This window comes from Nitratiruptor sp. YY08-10 (assembly GCF_016629565.1).
GTDB lineage: Bacteria > Campylobacterota > Campylobacteria > Campylobacterales > Nitratiruptoraceae > Nitratiruptor.
On record NZ_AP023057.1, the window covers coordinates 1,047,840 to 1,073,237 of the forward strand.

Consider the following 25,398-nt stretch of genomic DNA (forward strand, 5'->3'; position numbering starts at 1 on the left):
TTTTACTTAGAAGCTTTTATATAATATGTTTTTCCATCGTTTTCTGTAACTTTTGTGAACAATTTATTTTCAGAAATCAAATCAGCATGTCCTAAAAATAGAACTCCAGAATCTCTTAGCAGTCGATCAAATATTTCGATTGCTTTACTCTTATGTTCCTCATCAAAATAATATAATAGATTTCTACAAAATATAACATCAAATTTTCCTAAAGAAAAAATTTCACTGTTAAAAATATTCATCTGTTTAAAGGATACATGTTGTTTTAATATATCATCTACACAATGGAATACATCTTCTTGATAAAAATATTTCTCTTTTAGAAGAGTAGGCACTTGTTGAATAGATCGGCTTGAGTAACATCCCCTCTTTGCTTGCTCTATTCTATCGGAATTAATATCTACACCTACAATTTCCATCCCGGATAGATCTGTTTGATGGGCCAAGATATATAAGACGATTGTATATACCTCTTCACCGCTTGAGCATGGAATACAAAGGATTCTTCGTATTCTTTTTTTCTTCATTAGTTTTACAAGTATCTCAAATTGTGCTGTTTCTCGGAAAAAATATGTCTCTCCTACTGTTAGTTTATTGATAAGATCATTTTTAAAATGATGCGAATGCAAGAGTTGCTCTCTTAAATCTGTAAATGAGTAAATATCGTGCTGTATTGCAAAATTTTTCATTTTTTCAATGGTAATTTCCTTTTTATTTGAAAAATCCAATCCAAACTCTTCCCTTATCTCACGTAAAATAATTTTCGCATCATTGTTATCAAACTTTTTCTCTTGAATTTTTTTGATTTCATTTTTTTGATTTTCATTCTTTTTAGGAAACAGCCATCTTAACATTTAAGTTCTCTTTGAATGTCTTGTATGATTTCATCGATACTCAATACTTGAATATCATTATTTAATTCATAGGCTTTTTTTGGCATACCATATACGATGGAACTGTGTTCATCTTGAGCTATTGCTTTATGTCCAGCATTTTGCAGTGTTGACAAACCTTTGGCACCATCTTCACCAATTCCACTTAACAGATATGCAGCTATTTTAACACTGGACAAAGAATTAGCAGAAGCAAAAAGTGTATCAATGGTAGGATTGTAAAAACTTTTGTTCCTATCAGTTTTTTTAAAAAAGAGCGACCCCTTTTTTTCTTCAATAGAAAATGTTGCACTTAAGAGATAAAGTTTTCCACTTGTTAATGCACAATGATCTTTCGTTACAAGATTAACTGAATAACCACAAAGTTCAGAAAGCCTTTTTGCATATGAAGAAAGTCCCAAGGGATCCATATGTAAAGCGATGACAATACTCTCTTTTTTGGGTGGACAAAGGGAGCTGATAATTTTTGCAATGAGTCCCGGTCCACCTGTTGAAGCCCCTATCAGTATAAGCTTTGTGGGGAGTTTATTTTGCAACACTCTAAACACCTATCATCAACTTTTAAATTTGAAAAGATGGGAATCAAGTTTTTCGATAATGTTATTTAAATGTTCGGCAGCTGAGGCAATCTCCTCGACACTTCTTGCATTTGACATCGATACCTCATTGAGTTGGTTGATTTTTTGGGCAATTTCAGCAACTTTTTCTTTGAGATTATCCACAGAAATCGAACTCTCTTTCGCTTTTTCTTTTGAATCTTCCATCAAATGAATCACATTGCCGATATTGGTTTCTACGACATTGGCTATTTCGACGGTTTGCATTACCTCATTTGCGTTGCTTTGCATATGTTTACTCGTCATTTCGATGGCAGTGGTAATACTATTAATCGTTTTATTAATCTCCTCTAAATTTTTTTGCGTTTTCTCTGCCAATTTTCTGACCTCTTCAGCAACCACTGCAAAACCTTTTCCATGTTCTCCCGCACGAGAAGCTTCGATGGAAGCATTGAGCGAAAGCAGATTTGTCTGATCGGCGATATCTCCAATGAGTTTTAGAATATCTTTGATTGCAAAAGCACTTTCTTGCAGTTTTTTCATTTGATTGGAAAGTTTTCCTTCTTCAATACTTGTATATTTGATCTTTTCCACAAGAGTATTGATATGTTCTACTGCATCATTGAGAGCTTGATATGAACTTTCAGAAATTTCTGTCATCTCTCGAACTTTACTCTCAACGAAAGTCGCATCTTTTGCCGTGTTTTTTGCATTAGTATCGATAACTTTGACCAAAGAAGATTCATCTTCTACTCTTTTACCTATTTCCAAAGACGTAGCTGAGAGTTCATTAGAGATAGAAGAGGCTTCATTACTTACATTTTTTGCTTCACCAATTGCACTTTGAACTTTTTCTATAAACTTATTGATATAAAATGCAACTTGGGAGATCTCATTTTTTCCCTCTATATCGATTCGTTTCGTAAGATCTCCTTCTCCACTGGCCAAGTTTTGCGCTGCATTTCGTATATTGTCTAGATTTTTACCGATCATTAAAGCTACAAATATAAGAAGAGCACTTATAATTAAACCGACTATAATGAAAATGATCGTAAGTTTGATCTTCAATGCTTGTATCAATGCCTCTTTCTCTTTTTTCTGATCTTCACGCAATTTAACGAGTGAATCTATAGTTTTTCTCGCTGCATTTTTCATTTTATATGAAATTGTATTCATGGAGTTTCTAATTTTTATCAACTCTTCTAACGTATTTTCATATTTTTGTAATGCCAACATCATGGAGTTAACCATTTTTTTATTTATTATACTATCCAGTGATGTTCTTAGTTGATTTGCCAATTGTTTTATTTTTGCAATTTCAGTAGATATTTCTTTGATATATTTGTCGTTTTTTCTACGTAAATAATTTTTTTCTGCAATTCGGATACGCATCAAGCCTATTATAATCTTATTGGAAAGCGCTGCTTCCTCTACTTCATCAATAATTTCTTGAGCAGAAGCTTTATGAGAGCGTATGACACTATCTCTTTGACCATTTTGTATGATTTCAATTTTTCTAGCGATCTCTTCTACCCTGTTTGCTAACTCAACCAATTTGTGTTCTTTTTTGATAGCTTCATTTCGGATTCGGGCATATCTATAAAAAAGTTTTTTATATTCTAAAAGCCTTTGAATGGCTCTTTCTACAAGCTTTTGGTTCTCTTTTTGTGTAAAAATTGCTTTTAGCTTTTTTGCTATTTTTATATTTTGTTCAATGAGTCTCATAACTTCCTTGGCGTATTTTTCATCTTTTCTTCGGATATAGTTTTTTTCTGCCACTCTTGCTTCAAGCATCAGTTTGATGATCTTGTTGGCAAGTGAGGCTTTTTGGCTTTTATCCTGAATGGAATCGATGCTAGATGCAATGGTAAAATATAAAAATACAAAAGCTATGATCAAAATGGCCGGAATAGCCATTAACACCTTTTTGATAGAAATATTTTGCATTTAAACTCCCTTATTATCTGGTTTGTATCATTGCTTCTACCTCCTCCATAGGAAGAGGAGGAAAATAGTAGTACCCTTGGATTTTTATTTGATAATTTCTGTATCGCTTTAAGTAATCAATAGTCTTTTGATCTTCAACACCTTCTATAACCAATGGTATCTCTAATGAATCTGACATAGAGATAATTACATCCAGAAGTTTTCTTAATTTTTGATTGGAAAAGATGTTTTGTATGAAGGATTTATCGATTTTGATCGTAGCTAAATTATAATCTTTAATATAAAATAGCGACGAATATCCTGTCCCAAAATCATCAAGTGCAAATCTATATCCCTCTTTTTCAATCATCTGCATTAGTTCTTGTATCACAGATATGTTTTCGGCAAAGATAGTCTCTGTCAGTTCAAAAATGATTTGATTTGGTGAAATTTCTGGATATTTCTTTTGCATTTCATATAAAAAATTTAAAAAATTTCTATCATAAAATTGCAGTAAAGAGAGGTTGATTGTAATAAAACCTTTATATCTATTATGCGTAATAAACTGAAAAACCTTTTCTATGATCTGATATGTAACCTCTACGATATATCCTTTACTTTCTAAAACATGGATAAAGTAAGAGGGAGGCAAAATTTTATCTTCTTTTTTCCACCGAAGCAGTGTCTCATACCCTACAATATTTTCCGTTTTTAAATCGATTATCGCTTGAAAATAGGGAACAAATTCATAATTATCTATAGCCTGACGAATATCATGTTCAAGCATATGTAGATTCTTTAACTCTTCAAGCATTGAATCATCAAAAAATTGGTAACTATTTTTTCCGCTCTTTTTTGCTTTATACATGGCAATATCGGCATAGGATAAAGCTTTCTTAGGATCTGTTTTTTTATCAGTAGGCACAAAAATACCTAAAGAAGCAGTAATATATACGATAGTATCATCAATCTTTATTGGCTCTTGTAAAGAATCTATGATTTTATTTGCAATATTTCCAACATATATAGGATTTTTTACATCTTTTATAATAACGCCAAATTCATCCCCGCCCAATCTTGCTACAAAATCTTTTTTTCTTAGTGTATTGTGAAGTCTAGTTGCAACAATTTTTAGCAGTTTGTCTCCAGCTGAATGTCCAAAATTATCATTAATAAATTTAAAATTGTCTAAATCAATAAGAATGAGAGCAAATTTGATTGATTTTTGATTATATTCTTTGATAGTTTTATTTAAAAAATCTTGAAAATATTTCCGATTTGGCAGTTTTGTCAATATATCATATTTGCTAAGATTTTCAAGATTTTTTAGTGTCTGTTGTAAGCGCATAATGTTTCTATTGATCTCTTCAGCAATTAAAGAAAACTCATCGTCAGTATTGATCAAAATTCTTGTATCCAAATCATTATTTGCTATCTTTTGCAGCGCTTCATTGATTCTATGAAGAGGAGTTACAATTGATTGGATGAGGCTTTTTATTAAAAGTATTACTATTATACTTAAAAAAATAAGAGCAACTATGATTATTGTCTTTTGTTTAAAATATAAATTTTGGCTATGTTGTTGCCGCAAATGCGCACGCTGAATCTGGTAATCTAAAAGTTGATTTAAAGCAGCTCTTGTTTCGCGAAACTCTTTTAATGCTACGTGATATAAAAGATCATTTATAAGTTTTTGTTTTTGCTTTTGTGATAGATTGACCGTTTTTACCAAAGGATAAATTTTTTTTTGAATGATTTGAACATATTGAGTTAAATTTTCTTTAAATTGCTGCAGAAGTTGTCTCTCTTTTTCCGATAATCGTGTATTATCATATAGATCAATCTTTTCAGTAATCCTTTTTAACTGTTTTTTAATTTCTCTTTGGTGACGTAACAGCTCTTGTTCTGACTCTGCATCAACAAGCCGCAATGTTCTGTCACGAATTCTATAAAGAGCGCCTTTTAGATCGCTTAACAGTTCAAGAGAGACAATTTCTTGAGTAAAAATATTATCAATTCGCTCCTGCATCTGTTTGGCTAAATATAAAGAAGTAACTCCTTCGATTAATATGATCAAACCCAATATTCCTAAAACAGTATAGAGTTTTAGATAGATTGAATTTTTTTTAAATATAATATTATGTAGCATATTTGTGATAACCCTTCAAGCAAAAGTCAGAATTTAAAATAATTTTACATTTTAAAAATGAAAAAAAAATGAATAATAGGAGCCAAAAAATGTATGTTTTATGTATTGAAGATGATGAAAATATTAAAAAAATTATTAAAGATAGTCTTGCACATGAAAAAATCGATGTAGAATTCACAGACTCAATTGAAGAAAGCATATACAAACTTGAAATAAAGAGAGTGTATGATGTAATTATTCTTGATAGAATCTTACCTGATGGAGATGGTATCAATTTTCTTCAATACATGAATCGGAAAAAAATTAATATTCCATGTTTAATCATTAGTATTTTAGGGGATATAGATCATAGAATGGAAGGGTTACAACTGGGTGCATATGATTATCTTCCAAAACCTTTCGATACGAGAGAACTTATAATGAAACTTAAAAACATTGTTAAAATAAAATATAATTTAACAACAAATATTATTCGTATTGATGATGTATGTTTAAATATTTTTTCAAGAAATGTTTATGTAGGAGACAAAAGAGTAAAACTAACTCCTCAGGAGTTCAAAATCTTGAAGTTACTCATGGTTAATAAAAATAGGATTATAGGAAAGTCTGAAATTTTAGAACGATTAATAGAGAATGAAGAAAAAAGTATTGAGTCTAATCTTGTCGATGTTTTAATCTATAGATTAAGAAAAAAACTTGGGAAAAAAGATTTTATTCAAAATGTTAAAAGAGTCGGATATGTTATCAATGATATATGAAACTACTATAACTTTCATAATAGCAATATTTTTTTTTATTTTAGTTGGAATCACAATAAGATATTTCATTGTATTAAGAGCACTAAATAGATATAAATATGCTATTGAAAATAGAAACTATTTATCTTATCAAAGCTTTCCAAGTGAATTAAAAACCCTAATATTTATGTGCAATAAAAAGTTATTTGATTTGCAACTCCAAAATGATATATTAAAACAGTTTAATCTCTATTTGGCTCATGAAATAAAAAGACCATTAACTCGTATAGTAATGAGCATAGAACATATAAGCAATCTTGAATTAGACCATTTACATAATGATTTGCTTCAAACTATTAAAATCATTGATAGACTCCTTTATCTTTCAAATAGCTATAATTTAAATACAATAAATCGTATTTGTATTAATGAAGTTATTCAAGATATTATCCACTCTTTACAATCAGATATTGAAATTACATTTTTGCAAAATGGCTTGATACATATTCATGGAGATAAAGATTTGATAAAAATAGCACTTCAAAATATGATAGAAAATGCCATAAAATATTCAACAAAGAAAAATAAGATCTTAATTGTTTTACATTCAAATAAAAAAAACTTCTTAATAATTAGAGATTGGGGAGTTGGAATTCAAAAATCTAATTGCAAAAAAATATTTCATTTTTCTTATCAAGAGAGTAGTTTCAACCAAGGATATGGTATAGGATTAGCCCTCGCAAAATGGATATTTGATTATCATGGCTTGGCTATAAAAATTTATAGCAAAAAAGGTTATGGGACAAGAGTTAAGATCATATTTTAAATCGAAGTAGGCATACGCCTACTTCTTGTACAAAAGATAGTATAAACTTGGTAAAATTAGAAGTGTTACAAGGGTTGAAGTAACAATACCACCTACAACAACCACAGCGAGCGGATACTCGATCTCACTTCCAACACCCGTTGCATACAGAAGAGGTAAAATACCAAAAAGCGTTGTCATTGCCGTCATTAGTACTGGTCTGAGTCTAAGAAGCGTTGCATCTTTAACTAAAGTTTGCATCTTCACATCAGGAAAACGTTTTTGTAGCTCTTCTATGAAACTCACAAGCACGATACCATTGAGTACCGCAATTGCGATGATGACGATAAAGCCGATAATTGCAGCAATGGAGAGGTAGATATCGGCAATTAATACCGCAACGATGGAGCCAATAATACCAAGAGGAACGCCAAGCAAGATGATCGTCGCTTTCTTGAAGCTGTTGAAAGCTGTGTAGAGTAAAAGGAGTATCAACAGCAGTACTGCAGGAATGATAACAGCTAGTTTTTTTGTTGCCTCTTGCATGTTTTTAAAATCACCTGCCCACTGAATATAGTATCCTGCCGGAAAATGCAGGTTTTTATGAATCTTTTCATTGGCCTCTTTCACAAAAGAGGCGATATCGCGCCCTTCCACATCAAAGGATATGAGCATATAGCGAGAAAGATTTTCTCGTTTTATAAAGGATGGTCCTTGAATAATCTGGATATCTGCTACTTCTTTGAGACGAGCCACTTTGCCGTCTGGGGCTCTAAGCAAAATATTTTGTAAACTTTCAATATCACGCTCCCCTTTTGGCTTGATAATGATAGGGAACCTCTTAATCCCTTCAAATTTATCGGTTATCGCATCTTCACCCAGCAAATAGCGCACCACATCCATAATATCTTCAGCAGTCAATGAGTATCTGGCCATCGCTAAGTAGTTTGGTTTGATCACGATTTGAGCTTGTCCAAGCTGTGATTCAATCTCAATAGATCTAAGTCCATCGATATGCGAAAGAATATCTTTGATTTTTGATGCAAGATATGCAAGAATTTTTTGATCTTCTCCAAAGATTTTTACCGCAAGTTCTGCTTTGACCCCCTCTAGCAGCTCTTCTATACGCATAGCAATAGGTTGAGTTGGAACAAATTGTACAAAATCGTACCGTTTTTCAAGCTCTTCGCTCATTTTTGCCTCTAACGCTTTGATATCAAACTCTTTTTTCTTAAGTCCTACCAAAATTTCCATATAATTTGGACCGGCAGTTTCGCCTTTTTCGCTTCTACCTATCATTGCCAAAACAAAATCCACATACTCAGGATACTCTTTTTTTATGAAGTTTTCTATATCTTTACTAAGACTCACCGTTTGAGACAGAGCCGTCCCGGGGATGGCGATGACACGATACATGATAGACTCTTCATTGAGTTTTGGCATAAATTCGCGCCCTTGTTGCGTAAGTAGATATGCCAATACCGCAAAGAGTATGAATGCAACTGCCACGACACTCTTTGAATATTTCAAAGCACCTACAAGCAGTGGCGTATAAAGCTTTTTGATCCAAACCACAAGTGGCGATTCGCTAAACTTTACCGGTTTTAAAAGATAGTAGTTCAAAACGGGAACTAACACAAGAGCTACAACAATGGAAGCAAGCATCACAAATACGATATTAATAGCCATAGGTGCATAGAGCTTTCCTGTAAGCCCTCCAAGACTCAAAAGCGGAATAAAGGTTGCAGCTATGATGAAAATGGCAAAAATAACAGGTTTTGTCACCTGCGCTGCAGCCTCTGCTATGAGCTTCAGTTTGGATTCATTTGGATGCTCTTGAATAAGTCTAAAAGAGTTTTCTACGACAACTATCGTTCCATCGACAATCATACCGATTGCAATGGCAAGTCCACTAAGACTCATAAGATTTGCGCTCATACCAAAATAGTCCATCATCAAAAAAGCGATAAGCAAGGAGATAGGAAGCGATAATACAACAATAAAAGCGCTTCTGACTTCAAACAAGAACAAAAACAAAATAACACTCACAAGTACCGCACCCATAATTAAAGAAGAGGTCATTGTGTGGACTGCTTTTTTGGTAATTTCACTTCTATCATAAATTGTCTGGACTCTTACATTTTTGGGAAGTGCGGCGTTGATCTCTTTGACTTTCTCTTTGAGTCTGTCCACTACTTTGGCTGCATTAGTACCGGTTCTTTGCAGTACCATTCCAAACATCGTCTCTTTTCCATTGAGAGTCACCGCACCAAAACGCATTCTTTTGCCCTCTTTGACAACTGCCACATTTTCAATTTTGATAGCCTTGATACCCGAAGATTTGATGACACTCTTGCGTATTTGATCAAGATTTTCATAAAAGCCGCTACCTCGAATGATATACTGCTCTTTGTTGAATTCTAAATATTGTCCCCCTGCACTTTTGTTTGTTCTTTGCAGTGCATCAATCACATCTTCATATGTCACTTTCAAAGCTTGCAGTTTTTTAGGATCAATCACAACTTCAATCTGCTTTTCAAATCCGCCCCAACCGATAACCTCTTCTACTCCATCAACTGTTTTGAACATTGGACGTACCAAAAAGTCTTGCAACTCTCTAAGCTTCGTTAATGAAACACCATCGCCTTTTAGCTGGTACCAAAACACCTGGCCCAGTCCAGTGGTGTTTGGTCCCATAACAGGCTTTCCAAACCCTTTTGGTATATCGACGGTTGCCAGTCTTTCGCTCACAAGCTGACGTAAAAAGTAGATATCGTATTTGTCTTCAAAAAAGATGCTTACGTAACTGAGACCAAAAATGGAATTGGACATAATAAGTTTTACTCCGGGAAGTCCAGCCATAGCCGATTCGATAGGATAGGTGATGAGTCTTTCGATGATTTCTGGGCTGTTGCCCGGGCTTTCAGTATAGATAATCACCTGTTTGGGGGTAATATCAGGAAATGCATCTACCGGAATTTCTTTGTACGCCCTATATCCCAATACCCCTACAAGGATAAAAAGAGCCAATACTAAAAAGCGATATTTGATAAAGGTTTCAAAAAATTTCATACTCTCTCCTTAATCCTCATCGCCGATGCTTTCTTTCAAAAGCCGTGATTTGTAAAGATAAATATCTTTATCGATATACTCTTGATTTGGCTTTAATCCCTCAATTACTGCATACTCCCCTACAAAATCGATAAGTTTCACAACATGTGGCTCAGGCTCTTTGGATGGAAGAAATACAACCCACTCGCCATTTAACATTGTAAGCGCACTCTTTTTAACTGCAAGCACTTTTTTATATGGAGCTGACTCTATCTGAATATCGCCAAATGCTCCGATGAGAAGCTCTTTATTGGTTTGTGGAAGTTCAAACAGAAGTTTTGCTTGTGCCGTCTCTTCATCCACTCTTGGTAATATTTTTATAAAACTCGCTTTGAAACTGTAGGGTCCGAGATGAAAAATCGCCCTAACGTCTTTTAGACGCAGTGCATCCTCAACGCTTAAGAATGCTACAAGATAGTAGCGGGATTGACTCAAAATCTCTACCAATGGAGTAGTGCTTTTGACATTGGTATGCACCGGAACCAAAATCTTTTGCACTGTTCCATCGGCATGAGAAGTAATCGTATAGTACTCCACCGGTTTTGTAACCTTTGTGATACCAAGAATTTTGAGTTGAAGCCCCAGTGAAGTAAGATCATTTTCTTTATCTTTGAGAGTAGTTTTGAGTTTCGCTAGATCGTTATAGCTCATGATCCCTTTTTGATACAGAGCCTTTGCATTCTCGTATCGTTTTTTCAAAACTGCTACTTCATTTTGAAGAGTCAAATAGCGTGATGTCATTTCGCTCAAGATGAAAGACTTTATACGTGCTATTTTTTGCCCTTTTTTGACACTGTCGCCCTCTTTGACAAAATATTCTTCGATATGCCCAGGAATTTGGGTGACGATATTTTGTGTAAGATTTTTAAGCGTCACAACCTGGGCACTAGTGTTATAGAGTTTGCCAAGATTGATATACTGCACTTTTGCATTGGCAAAGAGTGAGACTGCTGTAATGAGAAATAGTATAAGTCTAGCCATTGTATCGTCCTTTTATGTAATTTATCTGGATTTGATTGATATTGAGCATGAAGAGTTTTTTCACGATCTCTTTTTCGATAGAAATATACGCTTTTTGAGCATCCAAAATATCAAGGAGTGTACTTTGATCAATTTTGTAACTTTCAATATAAAGATCTAAAAGCTCTTTTTGCTTCTTTTTTGTTTTTTGAAGCAAATCCAAACTCTTTTGAATCATTCGGGCCTGCTTTTGAAGCCCCTGCAACTCGACTTCAAAGCGTTTTTTTAGAAGCTCTAAATCTAAAGCAGCATTGTTTGCTTTCATTTTTGCGATTACAACCTCTTGTTTGGGTTTATTGATTGGAAGAGGAATGGATATGCCAGCGCGAAGGATCCCGGAGTTCGGTTCTTTTTCATAATTGACCGTGAAATTTATTTTTTTTATGGAATGACTCTGCTCTTTTGCTAAATATAAAAAGCGCTTCTTATTTTTTTCATACCATGCAAATTCTGCTGGATTGATCTGACCTGAAAAATCGAAACGCTCATACAAAAACCAATTTGGCTCAATATTGCCAGAAAATCCGGCATACCTTTGTAATTGCATTTTAGCTTTGACTACATTGTTTTGTGTATCAATAAGTTTTTTTTGGAGTGTCAACAATTTTGTTTGAAGTTTGAGCACATCTATTTTTTTGCCATATCCTTTGGCATATTTCTCTTCTGCTATAGAAAGTAGTCGTTTATAGATAGCTATCTGAGAATGAATAGGCTTAAGTAATTTGTTTTGATATACATAGCTCGTATAGAGAAGCTCCAAATTTTTTATAAATCTTGCTTTTAAAACCGCTTCATACGCTTTTTGCACTTCTACTTCACTCACTGCTCTTTTTTTAAGATCTCTCAGATAGTCTGGCAGCCTGTAGGGTATCTGCAATGTTGTCTCAAATCCACTACCATCTTCATACCTGCTTCCTAAAAGTTCCAATTGTGGGTTGAGGGAACGCAAAAGTCTTACTTGGTTCTCTCTTGCAATCGCAATTTTTCCTTTTTGTTGTAGAAGCTTTGGAAAATGTTCCAAAGCTTCTTGTTTGAAAGCCTGAAAATCGGCTCCAAAAACAAAGCAGACAGCAACACTTGTGAGCAAAAACGCTCGTTTCATCGTTTCTCCTTTTTAAGCACTCTTCCACTTTGTGCATCGATCCAGAGATAGTAATGTTTTGTCCAAATTTCAAAATAGATCGTAGTGTTTTGATGTTTTAGACGTTTGTATTCTATTTTTTCACCAGTTATCTGTTTTGTTGTTTTTTCCGGATCGATTTTTACATATTGTTTCAATAGCTTTTGTTGTTGTATCCGGATGGATGGCTTTTGGTTATATTTATGGATCTCATAGTGCTCTACTTTTGCGAAAGAAACTATCGCCAATAGAAAACTCATAAGTATTGTTTTCATAAGAAACCCCTTATTGAATCTGTTTTTTTAAATAATGAAAATAAAATATTTAGATTATAAGGAGTTTTTGGGAGGTTTTAACAAAGAGAAAAAGTGTTGTTGAAAATGATAAGACAGAGGTAGATCTATCTTAGAATTTTGTTTTGGAAAATCTATTGTAATCTTTGTTGAAAGAAATAGAGGCATATGAAAAACAAAATGATTATCGCAAATATCTCCTTTTTGAGTTGGGTGATCCATCTCATAAACGTACTCTTGAACATAGTGATTATCATTGCAATCAAAAAAGAATGCATGAGCACTGTTAAAAATTAAAGATAAGAGTAAAAGGAAAAGAATTGATCTTTTTAGCATCTTATACACTTTTTGATATTTGGTATTTCAACTTTTCGTAATTCTTCCAAAAAAGGCTGGATAAGATAATTATCAGCTATAGAAAAAATACTCCATTTTCCTGACTTTCTACTTTTTACAATTCCTGCATCTTTGAGTTGTTTGAGATATTTGGAAGTAAGCGGTTGCGAAAAGCCAAGTGTATCACTTACTTCACATACACACACCTCTTTATAGCGATCGATAAATGCAACAACTTTTAGTCTATTTATATCGCTTAAACCTTTTGCTACTATTGCTAACTTTTCTAAACGATCCATTTAACCTTCTTTAAAGCTTATTTATATCACACTTTCATTATATAACGTTTTTGTTATTCAAGTCAAGGAGGAAGTATGAAAAAGATTGTAGCTATATCGATAGTTTTAGTTGGAATGCTTTATGCATCAAATGGCAAAGAGGTTTATCAACAATATTGTGCCAGTTGTCATAACATTTCTATGGAATCAGTCAATATGGCAACGATGAAAGCACCACCCTTTTTGGAAGTTGCCAATAGAGTGAAAATGCACTATCCACAAAAAAAAGATTTTCTTCGATTTGTTATCGATTACATCCAAAATCCATCGCGTGAGAAAGGTTTATGCATGCCAATGGCGTTTAAAAGATTTGGCACAATGCCGCCAATCGGAAAAAATATGAGCGATGAAGAGAAAAAAGCGGTCGCTGAATATCTCTACAATCTCAGTAAAAACAGAGGAATGTGCCCTACAAATGGAGGCAAATAATGGCATTTGTACAAGCACTCTGGGAACTCACCAACGCCATGGCTATCTATATACTTTTTGGTCTTGTGATGGCAGGTATATTACATGAATTAATCCCTGAAGAGTTCATCAAAAAACATCTTGGTAAAGATAATATCGCTTCAGTCATAAAAGCGACACTGTTTGGTATTCCCATTCCGGTCTGTTCTTGCGGCGTCATACCTTTGGCACAGGCATTGCAAAAAAGTGGCGCAAGCAAAGGAAGTATACTAAGTTTTTTAATCTCTACTCCAATTACCGGAATTGATTCAATCTTAGCTACCTTTGGTATGTTTGGATGGGTTTTTACCATCTATCGCATCGTTACATCATTCCTGATAGCCATAGCTGCTGGTATTTTTGTCAATCTTTTTGATACCCAAAACACTACACAAAATGCTCCAAAATTCAGTATGCAAACGCCAAATCAAAAGAAACCTACAACCTTTGCAATAAAGCAAGAGGAAAGTTGTGGCTGCAGTGACTGTGGATGCAGTGAATCAACAAAGAAAAGTTTCTCACTCAAACGAGCTTTGGAGTATGGATTTGTAACCTTGCTTGGAGATATCGCAAAACCTCTCTTTTGGGGTCTTATTATTGGAGCGGCTATCAGTGTAGCGATACCAGGAAATTTAGCAAACATCCTAGCACAATATGCTTGGCTTTCTTATCTTTTAGCAGTAGTTATCGCAGTGCCTATGTATGTGTGTGCCACTGCCTCCCTGCCAATAGCAGCAGCTTTAATGTTAAATGGTGTAAGTGCTGGAGCTGCATTTGTTTTTTTGAGCGCAGGTCCAGCTACAAATACCGTTACCATAGGTGTAGTCAAAAAGATGCTTGGAACAAAATCCGTCATCGTCTACCTTGCGACTATTGCGGTAGGTTCCATTCTTTTTGGGATAGGACTCGATTTCATTTTTAGTGGGGTGGATGTAAGAACCATAGTCCATATCCAAAAAGAAGCTTCCATTTTTGCAATCGCATCCTCCGTTATCTTATGGGGTTTTATTCTCTATTTTTTGGCAAAAGAGAAACTTGTTAAAAAGCGCTGCTGCACCACATAATGGTTAAAGAACAAGGTTGGAATATGAGTCTTACTCATATTCCAACCTCTACATTTTCCACATTTATTCCACATTTCATTCGTTACCATTCTCTATGAAAAAAATACTATAAAGGATGAATCATGAAAAAACTTGCAATTTTAGCACTCGGTGCAATGCTTCTTTTTGCAGCCGGCTTTCAAAAGCATGTCAAATACAGAGGCTTCAAGATCGATATAATCTCTACCAAACCTTTGAGTGTAGGAGCAAATTCCTTTTTGCTTCATATAAACAAAAAAAATATTAAAGATGTAAGAGTCAAGTTTTTCATGCCAGCAATGCCTGGTATGCCATATATGGAAAGCTGGGCAAATATTATAAAAAATGACAATGGCTATCAAGCTAATGTCAAATTACCTATGGGAGGAACATGGCAAGTCCATATTTTTATCACGACAAATAGCGGTAAAAAGTATCGCATAAAAACTTCGGTAAATATCTAAAATGAAAAGACATTTCATAATAGCAGCGATTTTTGGTTCGCTGCTGCAAGCTCAAAACATCGAAACAATTGTCAAAATCGCTTTACAAAAAAACAACTCTTTACATGCCATTCAAAAACTATTGAAAAAAATGGATATTGAGTATAAGAAAGCAAAAAATTGGAAAAATCCGACTTTAAAGATATCTATAAATGATCTTCGTTTAGATAGGCCATTTTCACGAGATCTCGAGCCTATGCAAACGCAACAGATTAGCATCACACAAAAAATTCCAACATTTGGGAAAAAAGAGTTCGATGCAAAACTGGTCAAACAAAAAAAGCAAGTCATTTTTAAAGATCTTGAGGTTGCAAAAAATAGGCTTGCATTTGAGATTTTTAAAAATGCACTTTTTTATCAAAAAGCAGTCCAAAAGCAAAAAATAGTAAATAACTATATTCATCTTGTTAAACAAAGTATTGATCTATACAGCAAAATGCTGATTGTGGATAGCAGCTATCATTTGGCTTTGATGCAGAGCAAAATATTTTTATCTGATCTAAAAACCACGCAAGAAGAGCTTATTTTTTCACAAACAAAAGCCATGCACACACTCTCGTATCTTACTTCACAAAAAATTACTCGTATCGATCCAATTCAAGATATCAAAATAGATAAAAAAACTTTTCCACATATTGAAAAACTCCAAGAAAAAAAGCGCTATAAACAGCTTTTAGCAAAAAGATATCTTTTAGATGAAAAAAGTGATATAAACCTCAATGTAGGCTACTTTCAAAGAGCAAACTTTGATGATTATATCTCCATCGGTATTTCCATCTCTTTGCCGCTATATGGAACGGAAAAACTGCGATCTCAAGAAGCAAAAATTGAGGCGATGTCAATTGAGTCGAAAAAACAAGATGTGCAAATCTATGTGCAAGAGGAAATTGCCGCACTATATGAACAACTAAAAACCCTTCAAACACAAATTGCACTTTTGCAACAGAGATCTTTAAAAGAGGTTGACCACTCTTTAGATCTCGTTCGTTCTCGCATAAGCTCTGGAGATATGCTTTACAAATATCTTGATACGCTCAAAAGCAAATTTGCGATTGAACTAAAACTTATCGATTTTAAAATCCAAAAACTTCTAACAAAAGCAAAGATCAATTATTTAAATGGAGCTTATAAATGAGACTATTACTTATGTTTCTTGTGCCTTTTTTGTTGTGTGCAGAAAGGCTGAGCATAGAGCAGCTTTTCAATGTTAAAACGACAACAGTTGAAAAAAAAGATCTTTTTGTGCAAAAAACCTATCCTGCCATAGTGAAACTCGATGAGAGCAAAATCGTCGATATCGCTCCACGATTTTCTGGATATATAGAAAAGCTGTATGCAAAAGAACCATTGCAACATATCAAAAGAGGCGATATTTTAGCACTTGTCTATAGCCCTGAAGTCTATAACGCAAAAGAGGAGTACAAAAACTCTTTGAAATTTGGTCTTGACAAGAGAATGACAACAGCTTCTTATCTAAAACTAAAACTTCTAAATATTCCAAAAGATGAACTCAAAAATCCTACAAAAACTTTAACTATTACAAAAATATTAGCGCCTATTGATGGATTTTTGCTCAAAAAAGATGTTTACCTGGGAAGTTTCTTTCAAAAAGGAAAAACAATTTTTCGTCTCGCATCAAATACTTATTATTGGATAGAGGCTCAAATTCCAAATAAAGATATCAATTTTTATAAACAATCTGACTCGATAATTGCCCAAATACGAAATGAAAAGTTACAAGTAAAAAAACATAAACTACTTCCTCTCATAAATTCAAACAGTGCTCTTGCAATAGTGCGTCTTTTTGTTGAGGCAAAAGGTATTCTTGCAGGAGAATATGCCAAAGTTACCATAAGAGAGCATAAAAAATCGATTCTCGTTATACCAAAAACGGCCGTTATTCGCAAAAATGGCAAATGGTACGCCTTTAGAGTTGGCGAATATGAAGGGGAATATGAACCGGTTGTCGTTCAAATAAAGCCACTTGATAACAGATACTATCAACTTATCTCTGGGCTTAAAGAAGGTGAGACGATTGCCGATAGCGCAATGTTCTTGCTTGATAGCGATGCCCAGATAAATGGACTCTACAATGATTGAAAAAATTATAGAATTGAGCGCAAAAAATAGATTCTTGATTCTTTTATTTGCCCTCATTTTTGCAGGAGCATCCTATTGGGCCATAAAGAAAACACCTCTTGATGCTATACCTGATCTAACCCCACCTCAAGTCATCATACAGGTCAAATTTCCTGGACAAAGCCCAAAAATCATAGAAGATCAAGTTACCTATCCCCTTACAAGCTCTTTTTTGGCAATATCTGATATCGATACGGTTCGAGGCTTCTCAACTTACGAAAATGCGCTGATTTACATCATCTTTAAAGATGGAACCAATCTTTATGATGCAAGAACGAGAGTGTTAGAGGAACTGAGCAAAGTTGCACCTACCCTTCCCAAAAATGCAGAGGTAAGCCTTGGGCCAGATGCAAGTGGTGTTGGATGGGTGTATGAGTATGCACTGGTTAGCAATACAAAAGATTTGGCCCAGCTTCGCACATACCAAGATTATACTCTCAAATATGCACTCTTAGGTATTGATGGTGTAAGTGAAGTTGCCGGCGTTGGCGGATTTATTCCAAATTATCAAGTGACAATCGATAATCACAAACTCATAGAATATGGAATTTCAGTCAAAGATATAGTTAAAACGCTAGAACTTAACAACAACGATGTTGGCGGCGGTATAACGATACAAAACGGGTATGAATGGATGATTCAAGCACGTGGCTACATCAAATCCTTGCAAGAAATTGAAGAGCTATCCATTAAAACGAAACGAAAGATTCCACTGAAAATCAAAGATATAGCAAGAGTCGAATGGACTGCCATGCCAAGACGAGGTCTAGCAGATCTGAACGGTCAAGGAGAAGTGGTTGGAGGAATCGTTATTGCAAAATATGGTGCAAATGTCTATGCAACCATCAAAAAAGTAAAAGAAAAACTTTCACAACTCCAAACCAAAGATATCAAAATTATCCCTACATACGATCGAAGCAAACTCATAGAAGATGCTGTAAGCACACTTAAAGATACACTCATTGAAGAGAGTATCATCGTTCTTGTCGTAATCGGTTTTTTTCTTTTTCATTTTAGAAGCACATTGATCGTATTGATCGTTTTGCCATTGACTATCGGTCTAACGTTTTTGCTTATGAAAATTTTTGGCATTGGCTCCAATATCATGAGCCTTGGGGGTATCGCTATCGCTATTGGGGCTATGGTGGATGCGAGTATTGTCATGATAGAGAATGCCCACAAAAAACTGGATAGCATTAAAGATAAAAACTCCTTGACGCCAAGCAAGAGAGTTTCGCTCATCATTGAATCGTGTCAACAAGTCGGTCGTCCAATCTTTTTCGCCTTAGCCCTTGTCGTCGTTTCCTTTCTACCGATTTTTGCTATGCAAGGACAAGAGGGAAAGCTTTTTACGCCACTTGCCTTTACAAAAACCTTTGCTATGAGTGTAGGAGCAATCTTGGCTATTACGATAGTGCCGGCTCTTATGATCTGGTTTATTAAAGATGTCCCAGATGAAAAGAGAAATCCAATCAATAGATTTTTTATCTGGCTCTATCATCCATTTATCGTTATTGGATTGAAACTTCGCTACATTCTTATCCCCCTTTCAGTAGCTTTGCTTCTTTTTTCCTATCCGCTTTACAAAAAGCTCAAATGGGAGTTTATGCCACCACTCAATGAGGGCGTTTTGATGTATATGCCGGTTACTCCCTATGGCATTAGCATCGATCAAGCAAAGATGCTTACACAAATGACAGACAAAGTGATAGCCAGTTTTGATGAAGTAGAGACTGTCTTTGGAAAAGCGGGACGTGCCGATACTGCAACCGATCCGGCTCCAATTTCCATGATAGAGACAATCATAACGCTAAAGAATGAAAAAATTGATATGAAAAAGCTGTTGCAAGAACTCGATGAGGCAGTGCAAGTTCCGGGACTAGTCAACTCTTGGACATACCCTATTCGGGGCCGCATCGACATGCTTTTAAGTGGTATCAGAACACCCCTTGGCATCAAACTCTATGGAGATGATATAAAAAAGCTGCAAATATTAGCCAAAAAAATTGAAACGAAACTTGCCGCTTTAGAACAAACAGAGTCTGTTTTTGCCGATAGAAGCGATACGGGATACTACATCGATATCGATACAGATCCCAAAAAACTTGCTTTATACGGATTAAAACGATCGGATGTATTGGATTTTGTAAGCTTCGCAATAGGTGGAAAAAAAATTACAACAAAACTAAAAAACATTGAACGATACCCTATTTCGATCCAGCTTGAAGAGGAGCAAAGAAACAGTCTTGAATCGATCAAAGAGCTTCGTATTAAAACAAAATATGGCTATATTCCTCTAAAAGAGATAGCCAATGTCCATTATGAACAAAGTGCTTCTGTACTTAAAAGTGAAAAAGCAAAACCGGTCACCTACATCTATATCACTCCAATGCAAGGAGTGAGTGCATCAGAGTATAAAAAAGTTGCACAAAACGCCTTGCAAAGTTTGACTCTTCCAAAAGGATACTTCTATGAGTGGGCCGGTAGCAGTGAATATCTACAAAGTGCCATGAATACGTTCAAATGGATCGTTCCATCGGTGCTTCTCATTATTTTGATACTCATCTATTTTGCTCTTGGTGAAATTGTACCAACGCTATTTGTCTTCTTATCTTTACCTTTTGCTTTTTTGGGAGGACTTCTTTATATCGATTACTTGGGTTTTAATATGAGTGTTGCAGTGGTTGTCGGATTTTTGGCACTGCTTGGAATTGCGGCTGAGACTGCGATCGTTATGATCATCTATCTCAAAGAGAGCGTGGAAAAATATGAGAAACTGGATAAAAAACTACTCGTTGAAGCGATATATGAAGGCGCTGTTCAAAGAGTTCGTCCTAAACTGATGACCGTTTTTGCAATTTTAGCTGGTCTGCTTCCCATTATGTACACAAACAAAACAGGCAGTGAAGTGATGCAACGAATTGCTGCACCAATGATCGGTGGAGTTGCTACATCTGCCGTTTTGAGTCTAATCATTATCCCGCTTTTATATATGATCTACATCCAAATTTCAAAAAAAATTCGCTAAGGGAATCTCCCCTTACTTTACACACTTTTTCCACACCCTTTTGCTTACAATAAGAAAAAAGGAGTCATTATGCATTGGATACAAGGTCATTTCATGGGATTTGGATGGATTTGTATTGTGATACTCTTTGCTATCGTTTTTTATTTTGCCAAGAGAAACTCTGACAAGAAAGATGCAAAATCGATTCTTGATGAGCGGTTTGCAAAAGGAGAAATCAGCAAAGAGGAGTATGAAGAGGTACTGAAAACTTTAAAGGATCACTGATGCATCACAGTAATCATACCCATCATCTCGAAGATTTTAAAAAGCGCTTTATCGTATCGCTTATTCTCACCATTCCGGTACTTCTTCTCTCTCCGATGATTTGGGACTGGTTTGGTTTTAGATTGGATATTGCGTTTAGAAAAGAGATTATTTTTATCCTTAGCTCTATCATCTATTTTTATGGAGGCAAACCGTTTCTTTTGGGATCACTTCATGAAATAAAACAAAAAAATCCCGGAATGATGACTCTTATAGCGATGGCTATAAGCGTAGCATATATCTACTCTACATACGCTCTTTTTCTTGAAAACGCAAAAGAGTTTTTCTGGGAGTTAGCGACACTGATCGATATCATGCTCATTGGACACTATATCGAATCAAAGAGCGTTGCAGGTGCTTCACAGGCACTGCAAAGTCTTGTGCAGTTGATTCCCAAAAAGGCACATGTAATACAGGACAACAAAATGAAAGATATCAGTATTGGGCAGCTAAAACCAGGAGATATCATTCTTGTAAAACCGGGCGAAAAGATTCCTATAGACGGAACTGTTCTTGAAGGAGAGGCACTCGTGGATGAATCCTTTTTAAGCGGAGAATCCAAGCCTGTCTCAAAACGAAAAAATAGTCATGTTTATATGGGTAGTACAAATCTTGATAGCAGTCTCAAAATCATTGTCCAAAAACCGGGTGGTAAGAGCTACTTATACCAAGTTATCAATCTAGTAAAAGAGGCGCAAATGAGTCGATCCAAGCTGCAAGATACTGCAAACAAAGCAGCAAAATGGCTCTTTTTTATTGCTCTTTTTGCAGGAGGATCGACTTTTATATATTGGATGCCGATACTTAGTGCAAATGAAGCACTGTTAATAAGTGTCACCGTTCTTATTATTGCCTGTCCCCATGCTCTTGGGCTGGCAGTGCCTCTTGTAGTAGCGATATCAACAACAAAAGCTGCTCATTATGGTATCTTGATACGCAACCGGGAAGCTTTTGAAAATTTAAGAAATATAGATGCGATATGTTTCGATAAAACCGGTACATTAACAGAGGGAAAATTAAAAGTCAAAAATATCGTTGCAGACGATCCAAAAAAACTTCTTGCTTTTTCTGCTTCTTTGGAAAAACTTTCTGAGCATTCCATCGCAAAAGCCATTGTAGAAGAGGCAAAAAAAGCCAAACTGCCACTTTTATCGGTAGATAAATTTAAAATAATTCCTGGAAAAGGAGCACTGGGTCTCATTAAAGGAGAAAAAGTTGTCATCGGAAACGATACAGCTTTGACTGAGCAAGGATTTGAGCTTCCTGAACAAAACAGCGATGAAGTCGGAACTAAAGTGTGGGTTGGCGTAGGAAAAAAAATCCTTGGATACATTCTTTTAATGGATACGATTCGTACAGAAACAAAAAAAGCGATTGCACTTTTACATTCCATGCATATAGAAACGGTAATGCTTACGGGCGATAATGAGATAACAGCAAAAGCGGTTGCAGATGAACTCCAAATGAAACGATATTTTGCTCATCTTCTACCGGATCAAAAAGTAGCTATAATAGAAGAGTTAAAAAAGAGTGGAAAAAAGGTTGCCATGGTCGGCGATGGGATCAATGATGCTCCTTCTTTACTGAGTGCAAACGTGGGAATTGCCATAGGTGCTGGAACCGATATCGCCGCTCAAAGTGCAGATATTATTCTAACAAATAACTCTATATTTGACATTGCAAAGGCTATTGCACTCTCATATGCGACATATTCCAAAATCATTCAAAATCTATGGTGGGCAAGCGGCTACAATATCATAGCAATCCCTTTGGCAGCCGGAGTAGCAAGAGGCGTAGGTGTTGCTATAACACCTGAGATAGGAGCATTGATGATGTCTTTGAGTACTGTCATAGTTGCAATCAACGCACAATTTTTAAAAAGGTTTCGATTCGATGAAAATACTGCTTTTGGAAGATGATACTCTGCTTAGAGAATTAATGGTCGAACATTTGAATGAAAAACATGAGACAGTCACTTTTGACAATGGTGAGGATGCTTTGGAGTATCTGTATGAAAACAGAGTAGACCTCGCACTTCTTGATATTAATGTCCCTGGACTTAAAGGCGATGAACTGCTCAAAATTTTACGCAAAGAGCGTAATACAACTCCAGTCATTTTCATCACCTCAAACGACAGCTCATCCGATGTCAAAAAAGGTTTTGATCTAGGGTGCGATGATTACATCAAAAAGCCTTTTGAATTTGAAGAACTTGATGCTAGAATCGAGCATGTAAAACGTATTTATGGATTGGAAGAAAAGATAAAGATCGGCTATTTTCTTTTTGATCCTACAAGGCATATACTTCTCAAAGAGAATGAAACGATTCATCTTACACCAAAAGCAAGTGAAATCCTACACTACCTCTATACCCATAAAGTAGTCACGAAAGAGGATCTTATCGCAAATATATGGAGCTATGATGAAGTTCCAAGTGAAGCAACTATTCGAAGCTACATCAAAACGTTGCGAAAAATTTTTCCAAATATAAAAACGATTCGAGGAAGTGGCTATGAGTTTGAGCCGCTCTGAACAAAAAGCACTTTTTCGATTTTTTCTCACCTATATCATTGCGGTAGGCATAGTGATCACCTCTTTTGCCTATTTGCAATACAATATAAAAAAAGAGTCCTTAAAAGATAAAATTGTCGCAAAATTGCAAAAAGAAGCTTTTGACATAGCTTCCAGTGCTATCGATGCACAGATGCAAGGAAAGAGATTTGCAACTCCCAAAGGAGTAGATTTTTTACTGTTAGATAAAAACAAAAAGTTCATAAAAGGAACTTTCAAAGAAAAAATACCGCTTGATCACCCTTTGTATCATAGCAATGATTGTATCTATTATATCGATAAAAGTGCAAAAGGACATCTTGGCATAGAGTATATTGTCGTCAAAGAGTGTGGTATACATGCAAAATATCAAAAAATACTGAAAAATATTATATTATTAAGTCTTCTTTATTTTCTTTTTCTTCTTGGTATCGGATGGTATCTTGGCAGACTCTTTCTTCAGCCTATGCGAGAAAGCCTTGAGACCCTTGATAGATTCATCAAAGACAGCACGCATGAACTCAATACTCCCGTTACAACACTTCTTTTAGCTACCCAAAAACTTAAAAAAACAAATAATCCAAAATATCTTGATATTATCATAATGAGCGCAAGACTCTTAAGCAGTATCCATCAAGATCTTACTTATGCAACACTTGCAAAAAGAAGAGACAATCATATACAACCGATCGATATAGTACCCATCATTAATGATATTCTTCGATTTTTTGACGTTTTGATCGATCAAAAAGGTTTGACTGTCTCAAAAGAGCTACACGCTTGTACCATTCAAGCTGATCCTGATGAGATAAAACTACTCGTAAAAAACCTTATAGACAATGCCATTAAGTATGCATTTAAAAATTCCACAATCAAAATAGTTCTTCATAAGTGCCGCTTGAGTATCATCAATAGGTCAAAACCGATACCAAATGAGAAACTCAAAACAATTTTTGAGCGTTATCAGAGAGCCGAAAGCGACCAAGGAGGATATGGAATAGGTCTGCACATAGTACAGCGTATCTGCAAAAAATATAAATTTTTAATCGGTGTTGAATCGAACGAGAAAAAAACAACATTTACTGTAACATTCAATCAATCCAAAAAATGAAGCAAAGACAAAATTTCTGGATCAATTTCATATGGTTTGAGGGCATCTTCCAAGCTCTCAATCTTAAAATCTCCATCTCTATAAACTACTACTTTTCCCTCTTTACCAGCATCTAACGTTTCCAAAGCCCTCAAAGCAAAACCGGACCCAAGGAGTCTATCTTTTACTGTCGGATTGCCTCCTCTTTGGATATGCCCTAATACCGTTACTCTTGTCTCCATCCCTATATCATCTTCTAACCATTGTGCGATCTCAGCTGTTCTTTTCGTACCTTCAGCAACAATTGCCAAAATATAGCGCCTTCCTCCTTGCAACTCTTTTTTTAAAATCTTTGTTGCAAGTGGTTTGTCAAACTCCACTTCCGGTATAACACACACTTCAGCACCACTCGTTATTGCACTTACAGCTGCCAAATATCCACACTCTCTTCCCATTGTCTCAACAACGAAAGCTCGTGAAAAAGTGGAGGCAGTATCGCGAATTTTGTCTATTGCATCTCGAATAACATTTAAAGCAGTATCAACGCCTAAACACAGATCAGTCCCATGAATATCGTTATCTATTGTTGTTGGGATACCAACAAAATTGATGGCAAACTCTTTTTTAAATAGATCGAGTGCCCTAAAACTTCCATCTCCGCCCATAACAACAATCGCATCAATTCCTTCTTCTTTTAAATTTTCATAGGCTTTTTTTCTGTACTTTTTTTCATACCATCTCTTTGAGCGAGAAGAGCCGATAATTGCGCCACCTCTATGGATAATACCTGCAACATCTTTATAGCTGGCTTTTCTTATTTTTCCATCGATCAGCCCTTCAAGACCATCAAAAATAAAATATGGCTCATGTCCCATTTCATATCCTGCTTCTACAAATCTTTTGATCGCAGGATTCATTCCTGGTGCATCACCGCCACTTCCCATAATCGCTATTTTCATTTAAAAGCCTTT

22 protein-coding genes are annotated in these 25,398 nt (G+C 35.3%); 12 read left to right on the forward strand and 10 right to left on the reverse strand.

The features are described from left to right. Positions 1-2: 2 nt before the first annotated feature. The 4 genes from JG735_RS05615 to JG735_RS05630 are packed head-to-tail and all read right to left on the reverse strand — an operon-like array spanning position 3 to position 5,459. Positions 3-854 (reverse strand): protein-glutamate O-methyltransferase CheR, encoded by an 852-nt coding sequence (locus JG735_RS05615; RefSeq protein ID WP_201334106.1) that lies wholly within the window; start codon positions 852-854, stop codon positions 3-5. Beyond that, the gene (locus JG735_RS05620) at positions 848-1,429 is read right to left on the reverse strand and encodes a CheB methylesterase domain-containing protein (protein ID WP_201334107.1); all 582 of its coding nucleotides are present in this window, start codon (positions 1,427-1,429) and stop codon (positions 848-850) included. The genes JG735_RS05615 and JG735_RS05620 overlap by 7 nt, the downstream gene beginning before the upstream one ends. A gap of 18 nt (positions 1,430-1,447) precedes the next feature. Next, positions 1,448-3,397 (reverse strand): methyl-accepting chemotaxis protein, encoded by a 1,950-nt coding sequence (locus JG735_RS05625; protein ID WP_201334108.1) that lies wholly within the window; start codon positions 3,395-3,397, stop codon positions 1,448-1,450. Positions 3,398-3,410: 13 nt separating this feature from the next. Further along, entirely contained in the window at positions 3,411-5,459 is a 2,049-nt protein-coding gene (locus tag JG735_RS05630) for an EAL domain-containing protein (RefSeq protein WP_201334109.1), read from the reverse strand. A 155-nt stretch (positions 5,460-5,614) separates the two neighbouring features. Here JG735_RS05630 and JG735_RS05635 point away from each other — a divergent pair, with 155 nt between their 5' ends. Then, positions 5,615-6,283, forward strand: coding sequence for a response regulator transcription factor (locus JG735_RS05635; RefSeq protein ID WP_201334110.1), 669 nt, complete (start codon positions 5,615-5,617; stop codon positions 6,281-6,283). After that, complete coding sequence (locus JG735_RS05640; protein WP_201334111.1) at positions 6,222-7,088, forward strand: HAMP domain-containing sensor histidine kinase; 867 nt, start codon at positions 6,222-6,224, stop codon at positions 7,086-7,088. The genes JG735_RS05635 and JG735_RS05640 overlap by 62 nt, the downstream gene beginning before the upstream one ends. Positions 7,089-7,106: 18 nt before the next feature. Here the strand turns inward: JG735_RS05640 and JG735_RS05645 are convergent, their stop codons facing one another. The 5 genes from JG735_RS05645 to JG735_RS05665 all read right to left on the reverse strand — a co-directional run bounded on the left by JG735_RS05645 (position 7,107) and on the right by JG735_RS05665 (position 13,246). Continuing rightward, positions 7,107-10,139, reverse strand: coding sequence for an efflux RND transporter permease subunit (locus JG735_RS05645; RefSeq protein WP_201334112.1), 3,033 nt, complete (start codon positions 10,137-10,139; stop codon positions 7,107-7,109). A 9-nt stretch (positions 10,140-10,148) separates the two neighbouring features. Next, positions 10,149-11,159: an efflux RND transporter periplasmic adaptor subunit gene (locus JG735_RS05650; protein ID WP_201334113.1), complete on the reverse strand. Its 1,011-nt coding sequence runs from the start codon at positions 11,157-11,159 to the stop codon at positions 10,149-10,151. Further along, positions 11,152-12,300: a TolC family protein gene (locus JG735_RS05655; RefSeq protein WP_201334114.1), complete on the reverse strand. Its 1,149-nt coding sequence runs from the start codon at positions 12,298-12,300 to the stop codon at positions 11,152-11,154. Before JG735_RS05655 ends, JG735_RS05650 begins: the two co-directional genes overlap by 8 nt. Next, complete coding sequence (locus JG735_RS05660) at positions 12,297-12,593, reverse strand: hypothetical protein (RefSeq protein WP_201334115.1); 297 nt, start codon at positions 12,591-12,593, stop codon at positions 12,297-12,299. Before JG735_RS05660 ends, JG735_RS05655 begins: the two co-directional genes overlap by 4 nt. Before the next feature lie 347 nt (positions 12,594-12,940). Beyond that, complete coding sequence (locus JG735_RS05665) at positions 12,941-13,246, reverse strand: helix-turn-helix transcriptional regulator (protein WP_201334116.1); 306 nt, start codon at positions 13,244-13,246, stop codon at positions 12,941-12,943. 75 nt (positions 13,247-13,321) lie between these two features. On the opposite strand from JG735_RS05665, the gene JG735_RS05670 reads away from it, so the two are divergent. The 10 genes from JG735_RS05670 (at position 13,322) to JG735_RS05715 (ending at position 24,448) form a co-directional block, all read left to right on the forward strand. Beyond that, positions 13,322-13,714, forward strand: coding sequence for a cytochrome c (locus JG735_RS05670; RefSeq protein WP_201334117.1), 393 nt, complete (start codon positions 13,322-13,324; stop codon positions 13,712-13,714). Continuing rightward, positions 13,714-14,796, forward strand: coding sequence for an SO_0444 family Cu/Zn efflux transporter (locus tag JG735_RS05675; RefSeq protein ID WP_201334118.1), 1,083 nt, complete (start codon positions 13,714-13,716; stop codon positions 14,794-14,796). Before JG735_RS05670 ends, JG735_RS05675 begins: the two co-directional genes overlap by 1 nt. A 122-nt stretch (positions 14,797-14,918) precedes the next feature. After that, positions 14,919-15,278, forward strand: a complete 360-nt coding sequence (locus JG735_RS05680) for a FixH family protein (protein ID WP_201334119.1) — start codon at positions 14,919-14,921, stop codon at positions 15,276-15,278. A gap of 1 nt (position 15,279) precedes the next feature. Next, positions 15,280-16,452 (forward strand): TolC family protein, encoded by a 1,173-nt coding sequence (locus JG735_RS05685; protein ID WP_201334120.1) that lies wholly within the window; start codon positions 15,280-15,282, stop codon positions 16,450-16,452. Further along, entirely contained in the window at positions 16,449-17,417 is a 969-nt protein-coding gene (locus tag JG735_RS05690; protein WP_201334121.1) for an efflux RND transporter periplasmic adaptor subunit, read from the forward strand. Before JG735_RS05685 ends, JG735_RS05690 begins: the two co-directional genes overlap by 4 nt. Beyond that, positions 17,410-20,484, forward strand: coding sequence for an efflux RND transporter permease subunit (locus tag JG735_RS05695; protein ID WP_201334122.1), 3,075 nt, complete (start codon positions 17,410-17,412; stop codon positions 20,482-20,484). Before JG735_RS05690 ends, JG735_RS05695 begins: the two co-directional genes overlap by 8 nt. A gap of 69 nt (positions 20,485-20,553) precedes the next feature. Then, a complete protein-coding gene (locus tag JG735_RS05700; RefSeq protein WP_201334123.1) occupies positions 20,554-20,748 on the forward strand; it encodes an SHOCT domain-containing protein in 195 nt (64 codons plus the stop codon). Further along, positions 20,748-22,706: a copper-translocating P-type ATPase gene (locus tag JG735_RS05705; protein ID WP_201334124.1), complete on the forward strand. Its 1,959-nt coding sequence runs from the start codon at positions 20,748-20,750 to the stop codon at positions 22,704-22,706. The genes JG735_RS05700 and JG735_RS05705 overlap by 1 nt, the downstream gene beginning before the upstream one ends. Next, a complete protein-coding gene (locus JG735_RS05710; RefSeq protein WP_201334125.1) occupies positions 22,681-23,319 on the forward strand; it encodes a response regulator transcription factor in 639 nt (212 codons plus the stop codon). Before JG735_RS05705 ends, JG735_RS05710 begins: the two co-directional genes overlap by 26 nt. After that, positions 23,300-24,448 carry a HAMP domain-containing sensor histidine kinase gene (locus tag JG735_RS05715; RefSeq protein WP_201334126.1) on the forward strand — a complete coding sequence of 383 codons (1,149 nt, stop codon included), beginning with the start codon at positions 23,300-23,302 and terminating at the stop codon, positions 24,446-24,448. The genes JG735_RS05710 and JG735_RS05715 overlap by 20 nt, the downstream gene beginning before the upstream one ends. Here JG735_RS05715 and JG735_RS05720 read toward each other — a convergent pair. Further along, a complete protein-coding gene (locus JG735_RS05720; protein ID WP_201334127.1) occupies positions 24,433-25,386 on the reverse strand; it encodes a 6-phosphofructokinase in 954 nt (317 codons plus the stop codon). The genes JG735_RS05715 and JG735_RS05720 overlap by 16 nt on opposite strands. Between the last annotated feature and the right edge of the window lie 12 nt (positions 25,387-25,398).